This window comes from Eubacterium sp. AF16-48 (assembly GCF_003479405.1).
Taxonomy (GTDB): domain Bacteria; phylum Bacillota; class Clostridia; order Lachnospirales; family Lachnospiraceae; genus Eubacterium_G; species Eubacterium_G segne.
The window spans coordinates 13745-29334 of sequence record NZ_QUHB01000005.1 but is presented as its reverse complement, the minus strand read 5'-3'; the positions used below and the strand labels follow the sequence as shown (position 1 = coordinate 29334).

Annotated in this window: 25 protein-coding genes and 2 pseudogenes; 25 read left to right on the top strand and 2 right to left on the bottom strand. The window is 37.6% G+C overall.

Annotated features, from left to right (window positions below; all coding sequences use genetic code 11):
- Positions 1 to 42: 42 nt before the first annotated feature.
- The gene (locus tag DWW68_RS07085; RefSeq protein ID WP_117482444.1) at positions 43 to 777 is read right to left on the bottom strand and encodes an XRE family transcriptional regulator; all 735 of its coding nucleotides are present in this window, start codon (positions 775 to 777) and stop codon (positions 43 to 45) included.
- A gap of 238 nt (positions 778 to 1015) precedes the next feature.
- Between DWW68_RS07085 and dinB the strand changes: the two genes are divergently transcribed.
- The 22 genes and pseudogenes from dinB to DWW68_RS06980 all read left to right on the top strand — a co-directional run bounded on the left by dinB (position 1016) and on the right by DWW68_RS06980 (position 12042).
- A complete protein-coding gene (dinB, locus tag DWW68_RS07080) occupies positions 1016 to 2263 on the top strand; it encodes a DNA polymerase IV (RefSeq protein ID WP_118589279.1) in 1248 nt (415 codons plus the stop codon).
- Positions 2264 to 2278: 15 nt separating this feature from the next.
- Positions 2279 to 2521, top strand: coding sequence for a DNA-binding protein (locus tag DWW68_RS07075; RefSeq protein ID WP_004611567.1), 243 nt, complete (start codon positions 2279 to 2281; stop codon positions 2519 to 2521).
- Positions 2522 to 2526: 5 nt separating this feature from the next.
- Positions 2527 to 2781 (top strand): hypothetical protein, encoded by a 255-nt coding sequence (locus DWW68_RS07070; protein ID WP_077326113.1) that lies wholly within the window; start codon positions 2527 to 2529, stop codon positions 2779 to 2781.
- A gap of 176 nt (positions 2782 to 2957) precedes the next feature.
- A complete protein-coding gene (locus tag DWW68_RS07065) occupies positions 2958 to 3167 on the top strand; it encodes a hypothetical protein (protein WP_118589280.1) in 210 nt (69 codons plus the stop codon).
- Between the two features lie 281 nt (positions 3168 to 3448).
- Complete coding sequence (locus tag DWW68_RS07060) at positions 3449 to 3745, top strand: helix-turn-helix transcriptional regulator (protein WP_118589281.1); 297 nt, start codon at positions 3449 to 3451, stop codon at positions 3743 to 3745.
- A gap of 82 nt (positions 3746 to 3827) precedes the next feature.
- Entirely contained in the window at positions 3828 to 4649 is an 822-nt protein-coding gene (locus tag DWW68_RS07055; protein WP_118589282.1) for a helix-turn-helix transcriptional regulator, read from the top strand.
- Positions 4650 to 4653: 4 nt separating this feature from the next.
- The gene (locus DWW68_RS13450) at positions 4654 to 4794 is read left to right on the top strand and encodes a hypothetical protein (RefSeq protein WP_158576830.1); all 141 of its coding nucleotides are present in this window, start codon (positions 4654 to 4656) and stop codon (positions 4792 to 4794) included.
- Positions 4795 to 4900: 106 nt separating this feature from the next.
- Entirely contained in the window at positions 4901 to 5254 is a 354-nt protein-coding gene (locus tag DWW68_RS07050; protein WP_118589283.1) for a helix-turn-helix transcriptional regulator, read from the top strand.
- A 122-nt stretch (positions 5255 to 5376) separates the two neighbouring features.
- Positions 5377 to 5784: a recombinase family protein gene (locus DWW68_RS07045; RefSeq protein WP_118589284.1), complete on the top strand. Its 408-nt coding sequence runs from the start codon at positions 5377 to 5379 to the stop codon at positions 5782 to 5784.
- Positions 5778 to 5999, top strand: a complete 222-nt coding sequence (locus DWW68_RS07040) for a terpene synthase (protein WP_118589285.1) — start codon at positions 5778 to 5780, stop codon at positions 5997 to 5999. Before DWW68_RS07045 ends, DWW68_RS07040 begins: the two co-directional genes overlap by 7 nt.
- Positions 5974 to 6318 (top strand): helix-turn-helix transcriptional regulator, encoded by a 345-nt coding sequence (locus DWW68_RS07035; RefSeq protein WP_118589286.1) that lies wholly within the window; start codon positions 5974 to 5976, stop codon positions 6316 to 6318. The genes DWW68_RS07040 and DWW68_RS07035 overlap by 26 nt, the downstream gene beginning before the upstream one ends.
- 11 nt (positions 6319 to 6329) lie before the next feature.
- Positions 6330 to 6698, top strand: a complete 369-nt coding sequence (locus tag DWW68_RS07030) for a recombinase family protein (RefSeq protein WP_015567911.1) — start codon at positions 6330 to 6332, stop codon at positions 6696 to 6698.
- Between the two features lie 3 nt (positions 6699 to 6701).
- Positions 6702 to 7133, top strand: a complete 432-nt coding sequence (locus DWW68_RS07025; protein ID WP_118589287.1) for a type II toxin-antitoxin system PemK/MazF family toxin — start codon at positions 6702 to 6704, stop codon at positions 7131 to 7133.
- Entirely contained in the window at positions 7126 to 7338 is a 213-nt protein-coding gene (locus tag DWW68_RS07020; RefSeq protein ID WP_015567913.1) for a DUF6462 family protein, read from the top strand. The genes DWW68_RS07025 and DWW68_RS07020 overlap by 8 nt, the downstream gene beginning before the upstream one ends.
- A gap of 96 nt (positions 7339 to 7434) precedes the next feature.
- Positions 7435 to 7599 carry a DUF6290 family protein gene (locus DWW68_RS07015; protein ID WP_227081569.1) on the top strand — a complete coding sequence of 55 codons (165 nt, stop codon included), beginning with the start codon at positions 7435 to 7437 and terminating at the stop codon, positions 7597 to 7599.
- A gap of 34 nt (positions 7600 to 7633) precedes the next feature.
- Positions 7634 to 8869 (top strand): site-specific integrase, encoded by a 1236-nt coding sequence (locus DWW68_RS07010; protein ID WP_118589288.1) that lies wholly within the window; start codon positions 7634 to 7636, stop codon positions 8867 to 8869.
- 206 nt (positions 8870 to 9075) lie between these two features.
- Positions 9076 to 9534, top strand: a complete 459-nt coding sequence (locus DWW68_RS07005; protein ID WP_118589289.1) for a methionine--tRNA ligase subunit beta — start codon at positions 9076 to 9078, stop codon at positions 9532 to 9534.
- A gap of 420 nt (positions 9535 to 9954) precedes the next feature.
- On the top strand, positions 9955 to 10479 hold the full coding sequence (locus DWW68_RS07000) for a flavodoxin family protein (RefSeq protein WP_055176454.1): 525 nt from the start codon (positions 9955 to 9957) through the stop codon (positions 10477 to 10479).
- A 262-nt stretch (positions 10480 to 10741) separates the two neighbouring features.
- Positions 10742 to 11038: a metalloregulator ArsR/SmtB family transcription factor gene (locus DWW68_RS06995; RefSeq protein ID WP_117541312.1), complete on the top strand. Its 297-nt coding sequence runs from the start codon at positions 10742 to 10744 to the stop codon at positions 11036 to 11038.
- Positions 11038 to 11307, top strand: a pseudogene (locus DWW68_RS06990) (permease); the annotation flags it as partial. The gene DWW68_RS06995 and the pseudogene DWW68_RS06990, both read left to right, overlap by 1 nt.
- Before the next feature lie 19 nt (positions 11308 to 11326).
- Positions 11327 to 11650, top strand: a complete 324-nt coding sequence (locus DWW68_RS06985) for a thioredoxin family protein (protein WP_243053054.1) — start codon at positions 11327 to 11329, stop codon at positions 11648 to 11650.
- Complete coding sequence (locus DWW68_RS06980; protein ID WP_117541308.1) at positions 11647 to 12042, top strand: arsenate reductase ArsC; 396 nt, start codon at positions 11647 to 11649, stop codon at positions 12040 to 12042. Before DWW68_RS06985 ends, DWW68_RS06980 begins: the two co-directional genes overlap by 4 nt.
- A 283-nt stretch (positions 12043 to 12325) precedes the next feature.
- On the opposite strand, the gene DWW68_RS06970 is transcribed toward DWW68_RS06980, so the two are convergent.
- A complete protein-coding gene (locus DWW68_RS06970; RefSeq protein ID WP_118589291.1) occupies positions 12326 to 12967 on the bottom strand; it encodes a sugar O-acetyltransferase in 642 nt (213 codons plus the stop codon).
- 320 nt (positions 12968 to 13287) lie between these two features.
- On the opposite strand from DWW68_RS06970, the pseudogene DWW68_RS06965 reads away from it, so the two are divergent.
- From DWW68_RS06965 to DWW68_RS06955, 3 genes and pseudogenes are all read left to right on the top strand, one after another.
- A pseudogene (locus DWW68_RS06965) lies at positions 13288 to 13551 on the top strand (citrate/2-methylcitrate synthase); the annotation flags it as partial.
- Between the two features lie 88 nt (positions 13552 to 13639).
- Positions 13640 to 13978: a MarR family transcriptional regulator gene (locus tag DWW68_RS06960; RefSeq protein WP_243053056.1), complete on the top strand. Its 339-nt coding sequence runs from the start codon at positions 13640 to 13642 to the stop codon at positions 13976 to 13978.
- 175 nt (positions 13979 to 14153) lie between these two features.
- On the top strand, positions 14154 to 15587 hold the full coding sequence (locus tag DWW68_RS06955; RefSeq protein WP_118589292.1) for a phospholipase D family protein: 1434 nt from the start codon (positions 14154 to 14156) through the stop codon (positions 15585 to 15587).
- The last annotated feature ends 3 nt before the right edge of the window (positions 15588 to 15590 follow it).

The window sequence follows — 15590 nt, the reverse complement described above, 5'->3', positions numbered from 1 at the left end:
AATTATGCAAAATAATGTGTCCGATAAAAATGACTTGCAATTTTATCGGCAATGTCCTGTAATAGCACAAGCATCAGATTTTCCAAGAACTTTTCCAAATATGTCTAAGCGGTCATTTTCACTAACCTTGATAGGTGCATACTTTTCATTGAGTGAGATAAGGAAAATTCCTTCTTTATCGTTTTGTAATTTCTTAATATAGGCTTCTCCGTTTAGAGCGAAGATGCCGATTTCTCCATTAGCAACAGATTCCTGCTGTAATATCCATGCAATCTGACCATCGTGGAATTCTGGTTCCATACTGTCACCACTAATACGGACACCGAAAGTAGTATCTTCTGGCAGGATAGATTCATCTATGCGTACAGTCTCTTTCGGTCCATCTACAAGGAAGTTACCGGTTCCGGCTGATACAGCATTTTCAAAAATATCAATGCTACGGAATGGAATTATCTTAGCAGTCTGCTTTTCATACATTCCGGATGCGTGGAGCAGATTGATATAATCCATAGCTTTTTCCCTGCCTTCATCAGTTAGTGATGAGAAAGGATCGGCAGGATTTACTCCAAAATATGCCTCATACATGTTAGTAATACCAAGGATTCTACACACTTTGTAAAATATGGTAACGCTTGGTTCAGCAAGATTTCTCTCCCAGTTGGATATGGCTTTATAGGAAATGGTAATGCCTTCCTTTGCCAGTTCATCAGCGAGATCCTGTTGGAGCAAGCCTTTCTTTTTTCTATATGTTGAAATGATTTCTCCGATTGAGTACATACATACGCCTCTTTTCTTTCATTTTGTTGATTTCAAATGTCTCTTTTCACTCCATAGTATATAGCAATAGTGCCAATTATTCAAGTTAAAAATCCAATATAATGAGAAAAAGGACACATGTGTCCGTTGACAGTCGATTATTCTTGGGGTTATACTATGCCCTGTAAGGAACATTACTCATATACTTGGACTAAAGGTTATGGTAGTGACAGATTAAATGCAGCAGGAGGTTATGCAGATGGGAGACAGGGTAATACTTCATTCAGATATCAACTGTTGCTATGCTTCGATTGAGCATCTGCATCATCCGGAGCTTGCAGGAAAGCCACTGGCAGTAGGCGGTGACCCGGAGGCAAGACATGGGATTGTCTTAACAGCCGACTATATTGCCAAGAAGTACGGTGTGAAAACAGGAATGGCACTCTGGCAGGCAAAGCAGGTCTGTCCTGACATAACGTTTGTTTCACCAAGAATGGACTTATATCTTCGATTCTCAAGAATGGCACATGAGATATATGCAGAATATACGGACAGGCAGGAGCCATATGGAATTGATGAGTGCTGGCTTGATGTGACAGGGAGCAGCTCCCTTAAAGGGGATGGATTGCTCATTGCACAGGAAATCAGCAGGAGAATGAAGTCAGAGCTTGGCATCACAGTAAGTGTTGGTGTTTCTTTCAATAAGATATTTGCAAAGCTTGGTTCAGACTATAAGAAACCTGATGCAATCACAACTATGTATAAGAGTGAGTTTAAGCAGAAGGCATGGTCACTTCCGGTGGCAGATCTTCTATACGTTGGCAAAAGTACGAACAGAAAGCTTGCATTATTTGGTATTAAAACCATAGGTGATCTTGCAAGAGCAGATGAAGATGTGCTTAACAGTCACCTTGGAAAGATGGGCAGTATCTTATGGTCATTTGCGAATGGCTATGATGATTCACCTGTCAAGCTAGAGAATACCCACGCTCCAATCAAATCGGTGGGAAACAGCACAACGACACCAAAGGATTTAGTATGCGATGAGGATGTAAAGATTGTTCTTTATATTCTGGCTGAGAGTGTTGCGGCAAGACTTCGTGAGAATGGATTCCGGTGCAGAGTGGTTGAGATAAGTGTCAGGGATAATGAGTTATTCTCTTTTACCCGTCAGAAAAAGATTGACCATGCAACTAATATCACCGGAGAGATAGCTGCATATGCTTATCAGATATTTAAGGAAAACTATAACTGGAGCAAACCAATCCGCAGTGTTGGTGTCCGAGGTGCAGACTTAGTAACAGATAATTATTGGGAACAGATTGATTTGTTCTCAAGTGTGGAGAAGCGTGAAAAGCAGATGAAGATGGATTCAGCGGTGGATGAGATACGCAGAAGATTTGGATTTTACAGTATCCAGAGGGGGCTCATGTACCGGGACAGGATTCTATCGGCAGTCAATGCAAAAGAAGAACACACAGTACATCCACATGGGTATTTTGGATAAAGAGGGAGGCGGAACATGAGCGAAGCAGCAAGAATTGATCTGGTAGACAGAGCACCATTGACGGAGAAGCAGCAGAATGTGTATGAAAGCATTATGCAATATCAGCGTGTGAATGGTTATGCTCCTACTATCAGGGAGATATGCAAGATGGTAGGGGTGGCATCGACTTCAAGTGTTTATGCACATCTGAAAATATTAGAAGAAAAAGGCTATATAGCAAGGAAGATGGATGCTTCCAGAGCAATAGCAATCTTGTAAGGAAGGTGATTACATTGAGCAATAAGGTATATGTTGATGTACTTGCAGAATTTTCAAGGGACGGACTGCTCATTCCAAAAGAGATAACATGGGAAGATGGCAGAAAGTATGAGATTACACGAGTAAAAGACAAGCGCAGAGCAGCCAGTACAAGGGCTGGTGGAGTTGGAGAGCGTTATACCTGTGTGGTAGATGGAAAGGAAATATTCCTTTTCTATGAAGATAACAATATGTGGTTTATGGAAAGAGCCGGAGCCTGATGTGATTATGTGCTGACAGCACAATTCATATCAGTTGGCTTTAGATCAGCAAAGCCGGGGAATGTGCAGACATTCATCGGAACTCCCGGCAAAAGGCTTGCAAAGGTGATTTCCCTTTCCTTTACGAGTACAGAATTGTAGATTGATGATTTTGTATGAATAAGGAGCGAACTGAATTGAAAAAAGAGTTAAAAGTTATAGATTTTTATTGTAAGAAGTGCAAGAAGAGTATGAAAGTTTCATACATGGTTACAGGTAACAGAAATTATCCGGTACTGCCGAGAGTTATGATGAAATGTCACCATTGTGGTAGAGTAATGACCTTGAAGAATTTCAAGGAAGGTGAGCTGCTGGATAAGGTAGAACAGGATAAGTATTATATCTGATACATACAGTCAGACATCAGATGTTGCGGCAGATATTTGACCGCAACAGGACAAGACAATTAAATTAGTGGTCATCATGATATGGGAGACACCTGCAATAAGCGTAAGCTGATGATACGCAAAGGTGCCATCCTAAGGACGCATGAAAAATTAGAAACCAGTTTGAGGACTGGGAATGTTTTTCATGTGTCCTTTTTTATTTGCTGAAAATTACATATTTAGGGAGTTTTATCTGTTCCTCAAACGAGTTAGTTCGGAGCAAGTTTGAAAGGACGGAAGATATGAATACGGAAATTAGAGAATATGATAAGAATGTGCAGTTTGAAATCGGTCAGAGAATACAGAAAATGAGAATTAAAGAAGGATTGAAAAGTATAGATTTAGCAACTGAATTGGGAATAACGAAAAATCAAATGTCACGAATTGAAAATGGTAGAGCTAATTGCACAATTCCACAATTATATATTATTGCACAGATATTAAATTGTTCTGTAGATTATTTATTTTTTAAAAGAGATACTCAATATTCAGTGGAGCAGATTAATGCAATAAATGAATTGATAAAAGTATTTAAATAATGTATTGCGTGAAAAATAAAGTGTTGCGTGATGTTGACATTGCGCAATAAAAGTGATATATATAAATAAAAGGAGGTTGAATATGAAATTTTCTAATGTATTTCCAGGTTATTGTAGAATAAGGGAGCCGAATATAGAGTACTTATCTTACTTGACATTTAAAGCAAAAGGAAGCAAACGTTCAATAAATGAATTTGCAAAAGAATGTGGAGTGAGCCCTTCGACAATATCAAGGATAATTAATAAAAAAAATACAACCCCTAACTCTGATAAGTTAATAAAAGCCATTGCAGAAAATGCAGATATTGATAGTGAAGTAACATTAGATATGTTATTAGATGCTCACGGATTGGATAAATTTATTATGGCATATGATAGTTTAGTTGACAGAGATCATATGCAACGTAATAGTAATGGTTTATCTAATAGATTAGAACTTGATAAAAATATACCATATTCTGTTGCTACGATGAGAATGCTTATAATGAATAAGTTATATGAACAAGGAAATGTTGTACAAGAATTTAAATATAATGATCTTGTTTATAAAACAGATGAATTGAAATATAAGGCTGATTTTGTTCTGGTAACGGATAGATTAAAATCATATGGAATAAAAAAATGGGCATTTGATGTTTATATTGGAAATCACAGACCAATTATGCATAAGATGTCGTGGATTTTTGGATGTTGTTATATAAATTCCTTAAGAGATGCAGGGATTAAAATGAGTCTATTGATGACAAATAAAGAGGAGTTTGAATCTGCCAAAAGAAAATTAAGTACGATAACAATCCATGATATGATTTCAATTATTCTGGTAGATGAACCTACTTTGAACATTGAACAAGAATACATAATTCCTATGGATGATGGAATGGAAACTACGATGTTGGAGGGGTGATAATATGGATGAGAAACTTATTTTATATCAGCAAATATTACATGCAACGAGAAATGGGAATGATGCAGAAGTTAGGAAAGATAAGAATGGAAATTTTATAGTATATTCTGTAAAGAAGCAACGAGCGGATAAAATAAATAAGTGAATAGTACGTCAGCTGAAATGGCAGTTGGTAAGGGCAAAAGGGAGCCGATATCGTTCAATATTTGAATGATATCGGCTTCTTATTTTTTGTAAGGGAGGTGAGCAGAGTGATTCAAGAGATAAAAGAATATGATTCTGATACTTGTTCGAAAATTGGTATACGAATTCAAGATATACGAGAATCAAGACATATGAAAGCTATAGAGTTGGCAAGCTATCTTGGTATTGGTAAGAACCAAATGTCTCGAATTGAAAGTGGAAAAGCAAATTGTACAATACCACAATTGTATTGTATTGCACAAATCTTGGATTGCTCTGCTGATTTTTTGTTGTTTGGAGAAGAACACATGAATTATTCGCCGGAGATGGTGGAATTAGTAAACAATTTAAAAATGGTGACTGGAAGAATAGAGGGAGAAATTAAAAATAGTCTTTTAAAGACTACAAATCAGAAAAGATAGTCTTTAGAGTGGGCGCATAGTTTTTTTTAATAGAGTACCATAAACATGTGCTAAAGAACAGCACACCACGAGAGTGGAGGCGCCAAAACTCTCCAATACGAAATCGTAAAGGAGATAACAAAATGAATAAAAGAGATTTTAACGTAGTAGGAAACGAAGGTACTGATACTCAGGAGCTTGCTAAGGGAATTGCATTTGTAAAGTCCCGCAGAGCAGAACCTAATGTAGTCCAGATGGTCGAGAATATGCGTGATCAGGCAATGCCTAATGGAGTAATAATAAATGATGCGTATTGTGATCGCTCAATGACAAGGGACTATGACAGAGAAGCTCTGAATGCTTTCTTTGCAACACTTAAAGAGGAAGATTTTGAGGTTGTAGTAGTCAGAAGCCTGAATGAAATCACAGATGACATTTATGATCTGGAAGAATTTGTTAAGACCATCACAGATATGGGCATATGGCTCTATTCTCTTGAAGTCGGTCCGGTGCCAATAACTGTATCTCATGCAGAGGACTTTGGATGCTAACGGAGTCCTTTGGTAGATCGACAACAGAAAATCATTCCGGTCGGGACAAACAAGTCCCGGCTGTGAAGGATTGCAGATTTACTCAGACTGCATTCGGAACAGTAGTACATGATTCGAGAGGGAAGTGGCTTGGTCAGTATGAAACAGAAGATGCAGCTGTAGAGATGTTAAGAGAAATGGCAAAGGACGATGGAGGATATAGCGATGAAATATGATGGTTATCAAGTTGGAATCGTGATTAAGTCGTTACGAATCCAAAGAAATCTTACAAAAGAAGCCCTTGCTGCTGAGCTTGGTATTAGTGAGTCAACTATCAAAAAGTATGAGAATGGAGAACGTGCATTAAGTATCACAAATCTATTTAAGATAATTGATTATTTCAAGGTAGATGCCAATACAATCCTGAATGTGGCAGAGAGTAAGAAAGAAACTTCAATAGACTCCAGGCTGGAATTAATGGATTGCAGCAAGAAGGCATATTTTCAAAAGATATTTAACGAAATGCTAGATAACGCAGAGATGCTTGTTTCATAGGAGGTTTGGCTATGAGAAGAAAGAAAAAGACGATTGAATGTATAGAGTATTTGTCAGTAAGTGCACCATTGGATAAAGTGGATCGCTTAGAGGATAAGCAGAGTAAATATATTCATGAGTATGTAAAAAATAAAGAATACATGATTGTTGGCACTGAACGCCGACATGGATTTTCACAGAATGATGTGGACAGACAGTGGCATCAGATTGTGGATAAGATTAGAAAAAAGCAGGTAGATGGTGTAATAGTCGCAAACATGAGTGTTATTACAGACAATCTTATTGACGCATTTATAAAAGTAGCGCAAGTTCAGGCTGCCGGAGGAATTATCGTTACAGTAGATGATGGCAGGCTGGCTATGCAGTTAAGGGGGTTTTAGATTATGAAAAAGAATAAGAAACATTATGACAAATATAAGAAGTTTGATGTTGTATATGCAGATTTTGGACGAAATCCGCATGGTGTGCAAGGAGGAATAAGACCGGGAATTGTAGTCTCGTGTGATGCAAGTAATCATGGTGGGGCACCTCAGATTTCAGTTGTTCCGTTATCATCAAAACTGAAAGATAATCCTGTGCATGTGATAGTTGATCCTTCAGAAATAAGGGGGTACGCATTGAGCAACAGATCTGATTTTATGCCGGAGGATATTCAGACCTTGAATAAGGGCTGTGTCCGTTTTAAGTCGGGGTATATTCCAGGAGAATCGGAGATTAGGGAAGCTATGGATAGAGCGATGATAATGCAGCTTAATCTGTTACCTGTAGCACGCAAGATGGTATTAGAGGAATTGGAGATGAAACAAAATGGATAACAGAACGAAGAAAACAAATAACAAGAGATTTGTCAGATATCCAGAGGGTGCAGAGATGTACTCGATGAGTTTATCAAAGTTCCAGCAGTTAGCTAAGGATGCGAAAGCATGTTATAAGATGAATAGACTGGTGCTTGTGAACCTTGATATTCTTGATGAATATCTGGAGACATTTCATATAGAAGACGAGGAATTCTACAAATAAATTGAAAAGAATATGAAAGAGTTTGCATTAATATACTTGACTTTATGTCTGACATAAAGTATACTATGTTCAGATGGAGGTGATATATTGGCAAAGATGGGACGACCAAAAGCTGAAAATCCTGCTGATAAGAGGATTACAATCAGACTGAATGGTGAAGAACATGAATTGCTGCTTGAATACACCAAAAATCATAACATGACTATGACGCAAGTAGTTAAAATGGCAGTATTAGAGAAACTAATGGCTGACCAGAAGTAATGCAGGCTCTTTTCTTTTTGAGAAAGGAGAAAAGATGGCTTGTAGAAAAGATGGTAAAGGAAGAGTATTACGAAAAGGAGAGCATTATCGTAAAACTGATGGCAGGTATTCATATATTTATACTGATCCATTAGGGAAAAAAAGGACGATATATGCGAAATCTCTTGTAACACTTAGGCAGAAAGAAGACGAACTTGTTCGTGACCAGATGGACGGATTAAATGTATATGTTGCCGGAAGTGCAGATGTGAATTTTCTGTTTGATAGATATATTTCTACCAAGACGGAGTTGCGAAGTACTACAAAGGCAAATTATTTATATACATGGGATCATTTTATCAGGGATACGTTCGGAAAGAAAAAGATTAAGGATGTGAAGTATTCTGATGTCTTATTTTTCTATACGGATTTGATTACGAACAAAGGATTGCAGGTAAATACTTTGGAGAGTATCAATACTGTATTGCGACCTACATTTGAGCTGGCAGTACGAGATGATATAATAAGAAGAAATCCTGTAGATGGAGCTTATGCCGAGGTGAAAAAAAGAAATGGTGGTGCTAGAAAGAGTCGAAGAGCACTGACAGTAGAGCAGCAGAGAGAATTTATTGATTATGTTGCGAAGAATCCGTTTTTCTTCCATTGGTATCCGTTTTTTGTATTTCTGCTTGGAACTGGATGCAGAATCGGTGAGGCAATAGGCATCAGATGGGACGATGTTGATATGAAGAAACGAACAATCAATATTAACCATAGTCTTACTTATTACACAAGATCTGACAATTCATTTAAGTGTGAGTTTCGGGTTTCAGAACCTAAAACAGAAGCAGGAATAAGGACAATTCCAATGATGGGACCGGTGTATGAAGTGCTCAAGTCTGAATATCAGCGTCAGCAGGAAGAAGGTTTTTGTGTTGCAGAGGTTGATGGAATGACAAACTTTATATTTACTAATCGGTTTGGAAATCCACATAATCCGCAGGCAGTAAATCGTGCGATCAAGAGAATCGTTGATACTCACAATGCTGAAGAAGAGGTAGAGGCAAAGAAAAAGAAGAGAGAACCTATAATGTTGCCCAGGTTTTCATGTCACATTTTTAGACACACATTTGCTTCGAGGTTTTGTGAGAACGAAACCAATGTAAAGGTTATTCAAGAAGTAATGGGACATGCTGATGTCAGCACAACCATGAACATTTATGCGGAGGCAAATCCAGAGGTTACTAGAGAGGCTTTGGAGAAACTTGCCAAGAACATGGATGTATTTTAGAAACAACGATATAATATAGAAAAGAGTCCTCTGATTTGAGGACTAGGCAATTGACCAAAAAAAATTTAATATGACTAATATATGACCAAAAAAGACTGCAAATTTGGTTATTTTAGTACAGCTTGCTAAAGAAAATATTGTAATGATTTAAAGAAATGTAAATCATCTTACAGCTCTTTACAGCAGGAGCGAAAAAGCTCCCGACAATGAAGAAGTTGGATGATGTAAATAAGAAAAATGATGTAAAACCTAAGGCTGATGTGGAAGTGAAGGCAGAGCCTGAAAAGATTGATTTTTCTAAGGTAAAGGTAGAGCCTTTATTTGAGGAATTTGTTGATTTTGATACATTCAGCAAGTCAGATTTCCGTGCAGTAAAGGTTAAAGAGTGTGTTGCAGTACCGAAGTCAAAGAAACTGTTACAGTTTACTCTTGATGACGGAACAGGCACAGACAGAACCATTTTAAGCGGTATTCATAGCTTTTATGAGCCGGAAGAACTGGTTGGAAAGACTCTTATTGCTATCACAAATCTTCCACCGAGAGCTATGATGGGCATTGACTCTTGTGGTATGCTTCTCAGTGCTATCCACGAAGAAGAAGGCGAAGAAAAGCTTCATCTTCTGATGGTAGATGACCACATTCCGGCAGGTGCAAAGCTCTATTAAGATGAGAAAACTGAGCCTTGCGGCGGTGTGCGCTTGCGAACACCGACATAAGGCGAAAAACACACGGAGACGTTAGTCGACGTGATGTAAAGATGTACCGTTTTACCGAATAGACGGGACGTACTTCATTTGATAAAAAACTAAAAAAATAGCGATTTACATCAAACTTACATCAATTGATGCAGAAATCGGTGCAAGCAAGAAAAAATCGCATAATTTGGAACATCAGCAGGAAAACAAGCACGAGCAAAGCGAGTATTTGTTTTCACCTGATGTGACAACGACAAAATCAAGGAGTGCTAAGCACGGCAACGGCAAAGCCGTTGGATTTTGGAGTGATAAATGAGTGGGCAATTCCAATCGGAGTTGCCCATTTTTAAAACAAACAGAAATACAAATCGGAAGTTGGAGGATACACGCATGAAAATTGTAATCATTAATGGAAGTGCCAGAAAAGGAAATACGCTGGCAGCAATCAATGCATTTATAAAAGGAGCGTCAGAAAAGAATAAAATTGAAATCATTGAACCCGACAAACTCAACATTGCACCATGCAAGGGATGTGGTGTCTGTCAATGCTCTAAGGGATGCGTCGATAAGGATGATACAAATTCTACAATTGATAAAATTGCTGCCGCAGATATGATTCTTTTTGCTACACCAGTTTATTGGTGGGGAATGTCAGCACAATTGAAACTTATCATTGATAAGTGCTACTGCCGTGGATTGCAGTTAAAAAACAAAAAAGTTGGCACAATTGTTGTAGGTGGTTCTCCCGTAGGCAGTATCCAGTATGAGCTTATTGATAAGCAGTTTGACTGTATGGCAAAATATCTTTCATGGGATATGCTTTTCAAAAAATCATATTACGCAACAGCCAGAGATGAACTTGAAAAAAATAAGGATTCCATGAACGAACTTGAGTGGATCGGAAAAAATTTATAAAGCACACACCAAATTCCAGTTTGGAGAATTAGAATTGAGAAACTCGGTGTTTGTCTTGATGAAAAATAGATAGTTTATAGTGGAACATCTGTCAGAAGCGGCAGGTGTTTTCTTTTGGCTCTTGTTGTTCCTGAAATCATGAGCATACACTTCTAATAAAGGGTGATGGGAATTTTGTAAACCATAAAAATAAACATTGACAATCATCTATGCATAATGCATAATAGAAACATAGACAATTATCTATGTAAAGGAGGACAACATGAATACAATAGATGTAGCACTTATTTGTAAAGCATTGGGAGATAGTAATAGATTGCAGATTATCCAAATGCTCTCCGACGGAGAAAAATGTGGTTGTAAACTATTGGAGGCTTTTGAGATTACGCAGCCTACACTTTCTCATCATATGAAAATCTTAAATGAATGTGGGCTGGTGAATGATTGGAAAGAAGGTAGATGGCATCATTATTCATTGAATTGTGAGACCTTGAATGCCTTTAAAACTTTTATTGAAGGATTATCCTGCTGTAAAGAGGAAAGTGGGTGCTGTCAATAATGATTTGGGAGTTTATTCAAAATCAGATTTTGGGAATGAAATGGATGAGTACATTAATTGGAAATCTTCTTGAGAAAATTGGCTTGGATACTTCAAGTAGAATGGGTGGAAGTGTACAGTTTTTCCTATATGATGTTTTGAAGATAACGATATTGCTTTGTATCCTGATTTTTATGATTTCCTATATTCAAAGCTACTTTCCACCAGAACGAAGTAAGAAGATTATGGGGCGTTTTCATGGAATCTGGGCAAACTGTATTGCAGCATTACTTGCAAAAGGGACACAGCTTGGAACAATCAGGTTGTTGCTGTGGTGGAAATTGCAATGAAGAAAGCGTTGAGGCAGCAAAGGAAACTCTTTCATCAGGAGCAAATGTGAAAGTTCTTGGTGGCGGTTGTGATAAATGCAATGCATTGGAGAAGAATGTGAAGGAAGCGCTTAGTGAGCTTGGCATGACGGATGAGATTGACCATGTTACAGATTTTGGTCAGATTGCGGCAATGGGAGTTATGAGTACACCTGCTCTGGTTATTGATAATAAAGTAGTCTCAATGTGGAAAGTATTAAGTAAGGATGATGTGATAAAAGCATTAAAGAAAGTTAGGGGATAGGTATGAAGAAAGTAGCGTTCATTTGTGTCCATAATTCATGCAGAAGTCAGGTTGCAGAAGCATTGGGAAAGCATTTTGCATCCGACGTATTTGAAAGTTATTCTGCTGGAACGGAAACGAAGCCACAAATAAATCAGGATGCAGTTCGTATTATGAAAGAAATGTATGGCATTGATATGGAGAAAGAACAGTATTCAAAGCTGATTTCGGATATACCAGAGCCAGATATTGCTATTTCTATGGGATGTAATGTTGGATGCCCGTTCATTGGAAGACCATTTGATGATAACTGGGGATTGGATGATCCGACAGGAAAATCAGACGAAGATTTCATCAAAGTAATTAATCAGATAGAACTGAAAATAAAGAATATGATAGATAGGATGAAATAGACAGATTACAGTTCTGCAAACTGGAAGTTATCAGTCTGTTTCATCTTTTTTATAACTTTTATTGGCTCTTCATTAGGATGTGTGGTATAGAAAATCGGCTCAAAGCCGCATAAAACTTGAAAAAGCATATAGGCTCTATACGGCCTTCAACCGTGTCTGCACTTTTCTTGCTCTCCCAGCCGTGATAGCGTGTGCCATCGTAGCTGAAAGTAAATCTGTAATTTGTCAAATGTATATCCTTCAAAAACGCTTTGGAATCTCAACTCACAGCAGCAATGTTGAATCAGTCCTGCTCCAGCTTTACCTGCTCACCTGTGTCTGCCTCAAAATCCTCTAGCTGCTTAAGCCAATATTCCTTATCTTTATTTGTTATCAGTCTTATGACTTTACATGGATTTCCTGCCGCTATCACATTATCCGGAATATCCTTTGTGACAACCGACCCTGAGCCTATGACAACATTTGAACCTATGGTCACACCCGGATTGATGACCGTATTGCCACCGATCCATACATTATCGCCTATTGTAACCGGCTTGCCAAGCTCCACACCGGTATTTCTGATCATCGCATCTATCGGATGACATGCACAGTATATATTGACCCTTGGTCCCAGAAATGCATGATTTCCAATGATGACATCACACTGATCCAGAACTATCAGCCCTGTATTTGCATAGAAATAATCTCCCACGTGTATATTGGTTCCATAGTCACAATAAAAAGGTGGCTCTATATAACACTCCTTTCCCATGTGTGCAAATAATTGTCCAAGATATTCTCCGGTTCTTGTCATAGTCTCAGACCTCGAAGCACTGTTGAACTTATCTACCAGATCCTTCGCCTTACCCTCCGGATCCCAATCCACACATCTGTATAATTTACTTGCTTTCATTCTTCCAAGCATTTTCTCTACTCTATCCATAGCATTTTCTCCTCGCATTTATAATATTTACTCATCATGTTTATAACTGACTAAAGGATACCATTGTTTATGTCTATAATCAACTACTAGCAACAGAAAAATGGACTGTGAAAATAGGCACATTTTTATCTATCCTTTATTAATACACATAAAGGTACATTCCAAACCAATGCAGCGCAGCCCCCAGCATCACAAAGATATGCCAGATAAAGTGCATCCCCTTGGTGTCCTTCACAAATGGAATCATGCTGAGCGTATAGACAATACCACCGCCCACGATCCATCCCAAAAGCGGCTTGTCATTTCTGAACCGGCCTGGAATTGAGAAGATTGCACCTAAGTTGATTGCAAAGCAGCGTCAGATATTCAAAGGAGTAAGTCCTAATATAGATTTCTATAGTGGTTTTGTGTATGATATGTTGAATATTCTAAGAGAATTGTACACGCCATTATTTGCGATAGCAAGAATTGCTGGTTGGAGTGCACATCGCCTGGAAGAATTGATAACTACAGATAAGATCATTCGCCCGGCATATAAGAGTCTAGTCAGCAAAAAAGAATATATAGAAAGAGAGGAACGATAATATGATAGCAGGAACCAGTGCAGAGGAGTTTTTTTAAAAGAGCATCAATGTTGAAAGCATATTTGAATTTGTTGAAAGAACAGATTATTTGTTACTTTATAGCATAAAGGAATGTGTTGAAAAATCAGACTGTCATGAAGGAGTATATCTTTCAGAAGTGGCAGAATACATGAAATTATCGATTCCAGAAACATCTAAGATGGTAAAAAGTCTTGAAAATAAAGGATATATTATCTGGAAATTAGATGAAAAAAAAGAAAGAACATACCTTGTTTTGACGAACAAGGCAATTGAATTAAGTAATTGTCAGAAAGAAAAAATGATAGAAGCTTATGAAAAAATCATATCGAATATACAAGAAGATGACCTGGCAGTTACACGGTGTACATTGAAAAAAATCCGACAGCTTATGGAAGAAATAAAATAGTGATTAATACAACGGAGTAAGAAAAGCTCCTTCATATATTAGAATAAAAATATGACTGTTTCTTTAAAAAGAAGCCTGTCATATTTTTTTATGAAAAACAAACCTTGTTGAGGTTAAATTGAGATTGACTTTGTATTGTATAAGTATGAAATAAAAAGGAATCAGGTGATGTACAATGAAAAAGTATAAAATATGTAAAATCCTTCTTGTTATACTGACAATTTTTTTATGTGTGGCTTTTTATGAATTGCTCGGAATCTGCGTTGCATATAAAAAGCAGCCGGAAGTGTCCAATACAACCAAAAAAGAAACAAAAAATGGGTCATGGAACGAATGCAGTGAAAATACAGAACGGGCAGTAATTATAGAAAAGAATCCAGAAGCGCTTTTACAAAGAGTGCGTTTGATTAAGAATGCAAAAAAGGAAATTATTCTTTCTACTTTTGCATTTCAATCCGATGAAAGTGGAAAATTGATTTTAGGAGCACTGCATGATGCGGCAGACAGGGGTGTACATATTCGTCTGTTAGTAGATGGAATGGAGAGCTGGATTGATATGGAAGGAAATCCGTATTTCTATGGATTATCTTCCCATGAGAATGTTGAAATTAAACTATATAATAAGGCCAATCCGTTGAAACCGTGGAAAATGATGGGTAGAATGCATGATAAATATTTGATTGCAGATGGAAAGAGATATATTCTTGGGGGAAGAAATACATATAATTATTTCCTGGGTGATTTTCCGGGACATAAGAACTATGACAGAGACGTGTTAGTGGTTTGCGATGAACCTGAGAAAGAAAATTCAGTTAACCAGTTGTTAGAGTATTTTGAAACGATATGGGAACAAGAAGACAGTGGTTATTTTCATGACAATAAAAAACTGGCAAATAGAAAATCTGTAAAGAACGCAGTTTTAGAGCTGCAGAACGGCTATCAGAAATATTTTGAAGAGAACAAGGAAAGAATCTGCGATACCGATTACACGGACGAAACTTTTGAGACAGAAAAGATTGCATTAGTGTCAAATCCTATCCACACAGGTTCCAAGGAACCAGTAGTCTGGTATCAACTGGGAGAACTAATGGAAAATGCAAAAGAGCGCGTGAAAATTCATACACCATATATTATCTGCAATGATATGATGTATAATACATGGAAAGAGATTGCGGAGAGAGTTCCGGATTTTTCTATCATGACCAATTCGGTTGCCAACAATGGAAATCCGTTTGGTTCTGCTGATTATGCGAGAAACAGAAACAGAATTTTAAATACAGGAATTGATATCTGGGAGTATGAAGGCGGTTATTCATACCACGGAAAAAGTATTCTGATTGACGATGATCTGTCTGTAATCGGTTCCTTTAATATGGACATGAGAAGTACATATCTGGATACGGAACTGATGCTTGTAATACGCAGTAAAGATATTAATAAACAGTTGGAAGAGGGCATGATGGAATATGAAAAAGTGTCCCGACAGGTATTGGAAGATGGAACCTATCGTGATCCGTATCATGTAGAGCCAATTGAATTGACAAAGAAGCGTCAGAGAAACGTACTTTTGGTACAGCATCTGCTTGGATGGGCAAGATATCTGTTTTGATAA

What these genes read in the sequence shown, in the direction of transcription:
- dinB (WP_118589279.1), top strand. Translation starts at nt 1,016, where the DNA reads ATGGGAGACAGGGTAATACTTCATTCAGATATCAACTGTTGCTATGCT.
- DWW68_RS07045 (WP_118589284.1), top strand. Translation starts at nt 5,377, where the DNA reads ATGAATAAAAGAGATTTTAACGTAGTAGGAAACGAAGGTACTGATACT.
- DWW68_RS07015 (WP_227081569.1), top strand. Translation starts at nt 7,435, where the DNA reads ATGGGACGACCAAAAGCTGAAAATCCTGCTGATAAGAGGATTACAATC.
- DWW68_RS07085 (WP_117482444.1), bottom strand. Translation starts at nt 777, where the DNA reads ATGTACTCAATCGGAGAAATCATTTCAACATATAGAAAAAAGAAAGGC.
- DWW68_RS06955 (WP_118589292.1), top strand. Translation starts at nt 14,154, where the DNA reads ATGAAAAAGTATAAAATATGTAAAATCCTTCTTGTTATACTGACAATT.
- DWW68_RS07020 (WP_015567913.1), top strand. Translation starts at nt 7,126, where the DNA reads ATGGATAACAGAACGAAGAAAACAAATAACAAGAGATTTGTCAGATAT.
- DWW68_RS07000 (WP_055176454.1), top strand. Translation starts at nt 9,955, where the DNA reads ATGAAAATTGTAATCATTAATGGAAGTGCCAGAAAAGGAAATACGCTG.
- DWW68_RS07035 (WP_118589286.1), top strand. Translation starts at nt 5,974, where the DNA reads ATGGAGGATATAGCGATGAAATATGATGGTTATCAAGTTGGAATCGTG.
- DWW68_RS07010 (WP_118589288.1), top strand. Translation starts at nt 7,634, where the DNA reads ATGGCTTGTAGAAAAGATGGTAAAGGAAGAGTATTACGAAAAGGAGAG.
- DWW68_RS07005 (WP_118589289.1), top strand. Translation starts at nt 9,076, where the DNA reads ATGAAGAAGTTGGATGATGTAAATAAGAAAAATGATGTAAAACCTAAG.
- DWW68_RS07025 (WP_118589287.1), top strand. Translation starts at nt 6,702, where the DNA reads ATGAAAAAGAATAAGAAACATTATGACAAATATAAGAAGTTTGATGTT.
- DWW68_RS07055 (WP_118589282.1), top strand. Translation starts at nt 3,828, where the DNA reads ATGAAATTTTCTAATGTATTTCCAGGTTATTGTAGAATAAGGGAGCCG.
- DWW68_RS06970 (WP_118589291.1), bottom strand. Translation starts at nt 12,967, where the DNA reads ATGGATAGAGTAGAGAAAATGCTTGGAAGAATGAAAGCAAGTAAATTA.
- DWW68_RS07040 (WP_118589285.1), top strand. Translation starts at nt 5,778, where the DNA reads ATGCTAACGGAGTCCTTTGGTAGATCGACAACAGAAAATCATTCCGGT.
- DWW68_RS07030 (WP_015567911.1), top strand. Translation starts at nt 6,330, where the DNA reads ATGAGAAGAAAGAAAAAGACGATTGAATGTATAGAGTATTTGTCAGTA.
- DWW68_RS07060 (WP_118589281.1), top strand. Translation starts at nt 3,449, where the DNA reads ATGAATACGGAAATTAGAGAATATGATAAGAATGTGCAGTTTGAAATC.
- DWW68_RS07075 (WP_004611567.1), top strand. Translation starts at nt 2,279, where the DNA reads ATGAGCGAAGCAGCAAGAATTGATCTGGTAGACAGAGCACCATTGACG.
- DWW68_RS06995 (WP_117541312.1), top strand. Translation starts at nt 10,742, where the DNA reads ATGAATACAATAGATGTAGCACTTATTTGTAAAGCATTGGGAGATAGT.
- DWW68_RS13450 (WP_158576830.1), top strand. Translation starts at nt 4,654, where the DNA reads ATGGATGAGAAACTTATTTTATATCAGCAAATATTACATGCAACGAGA.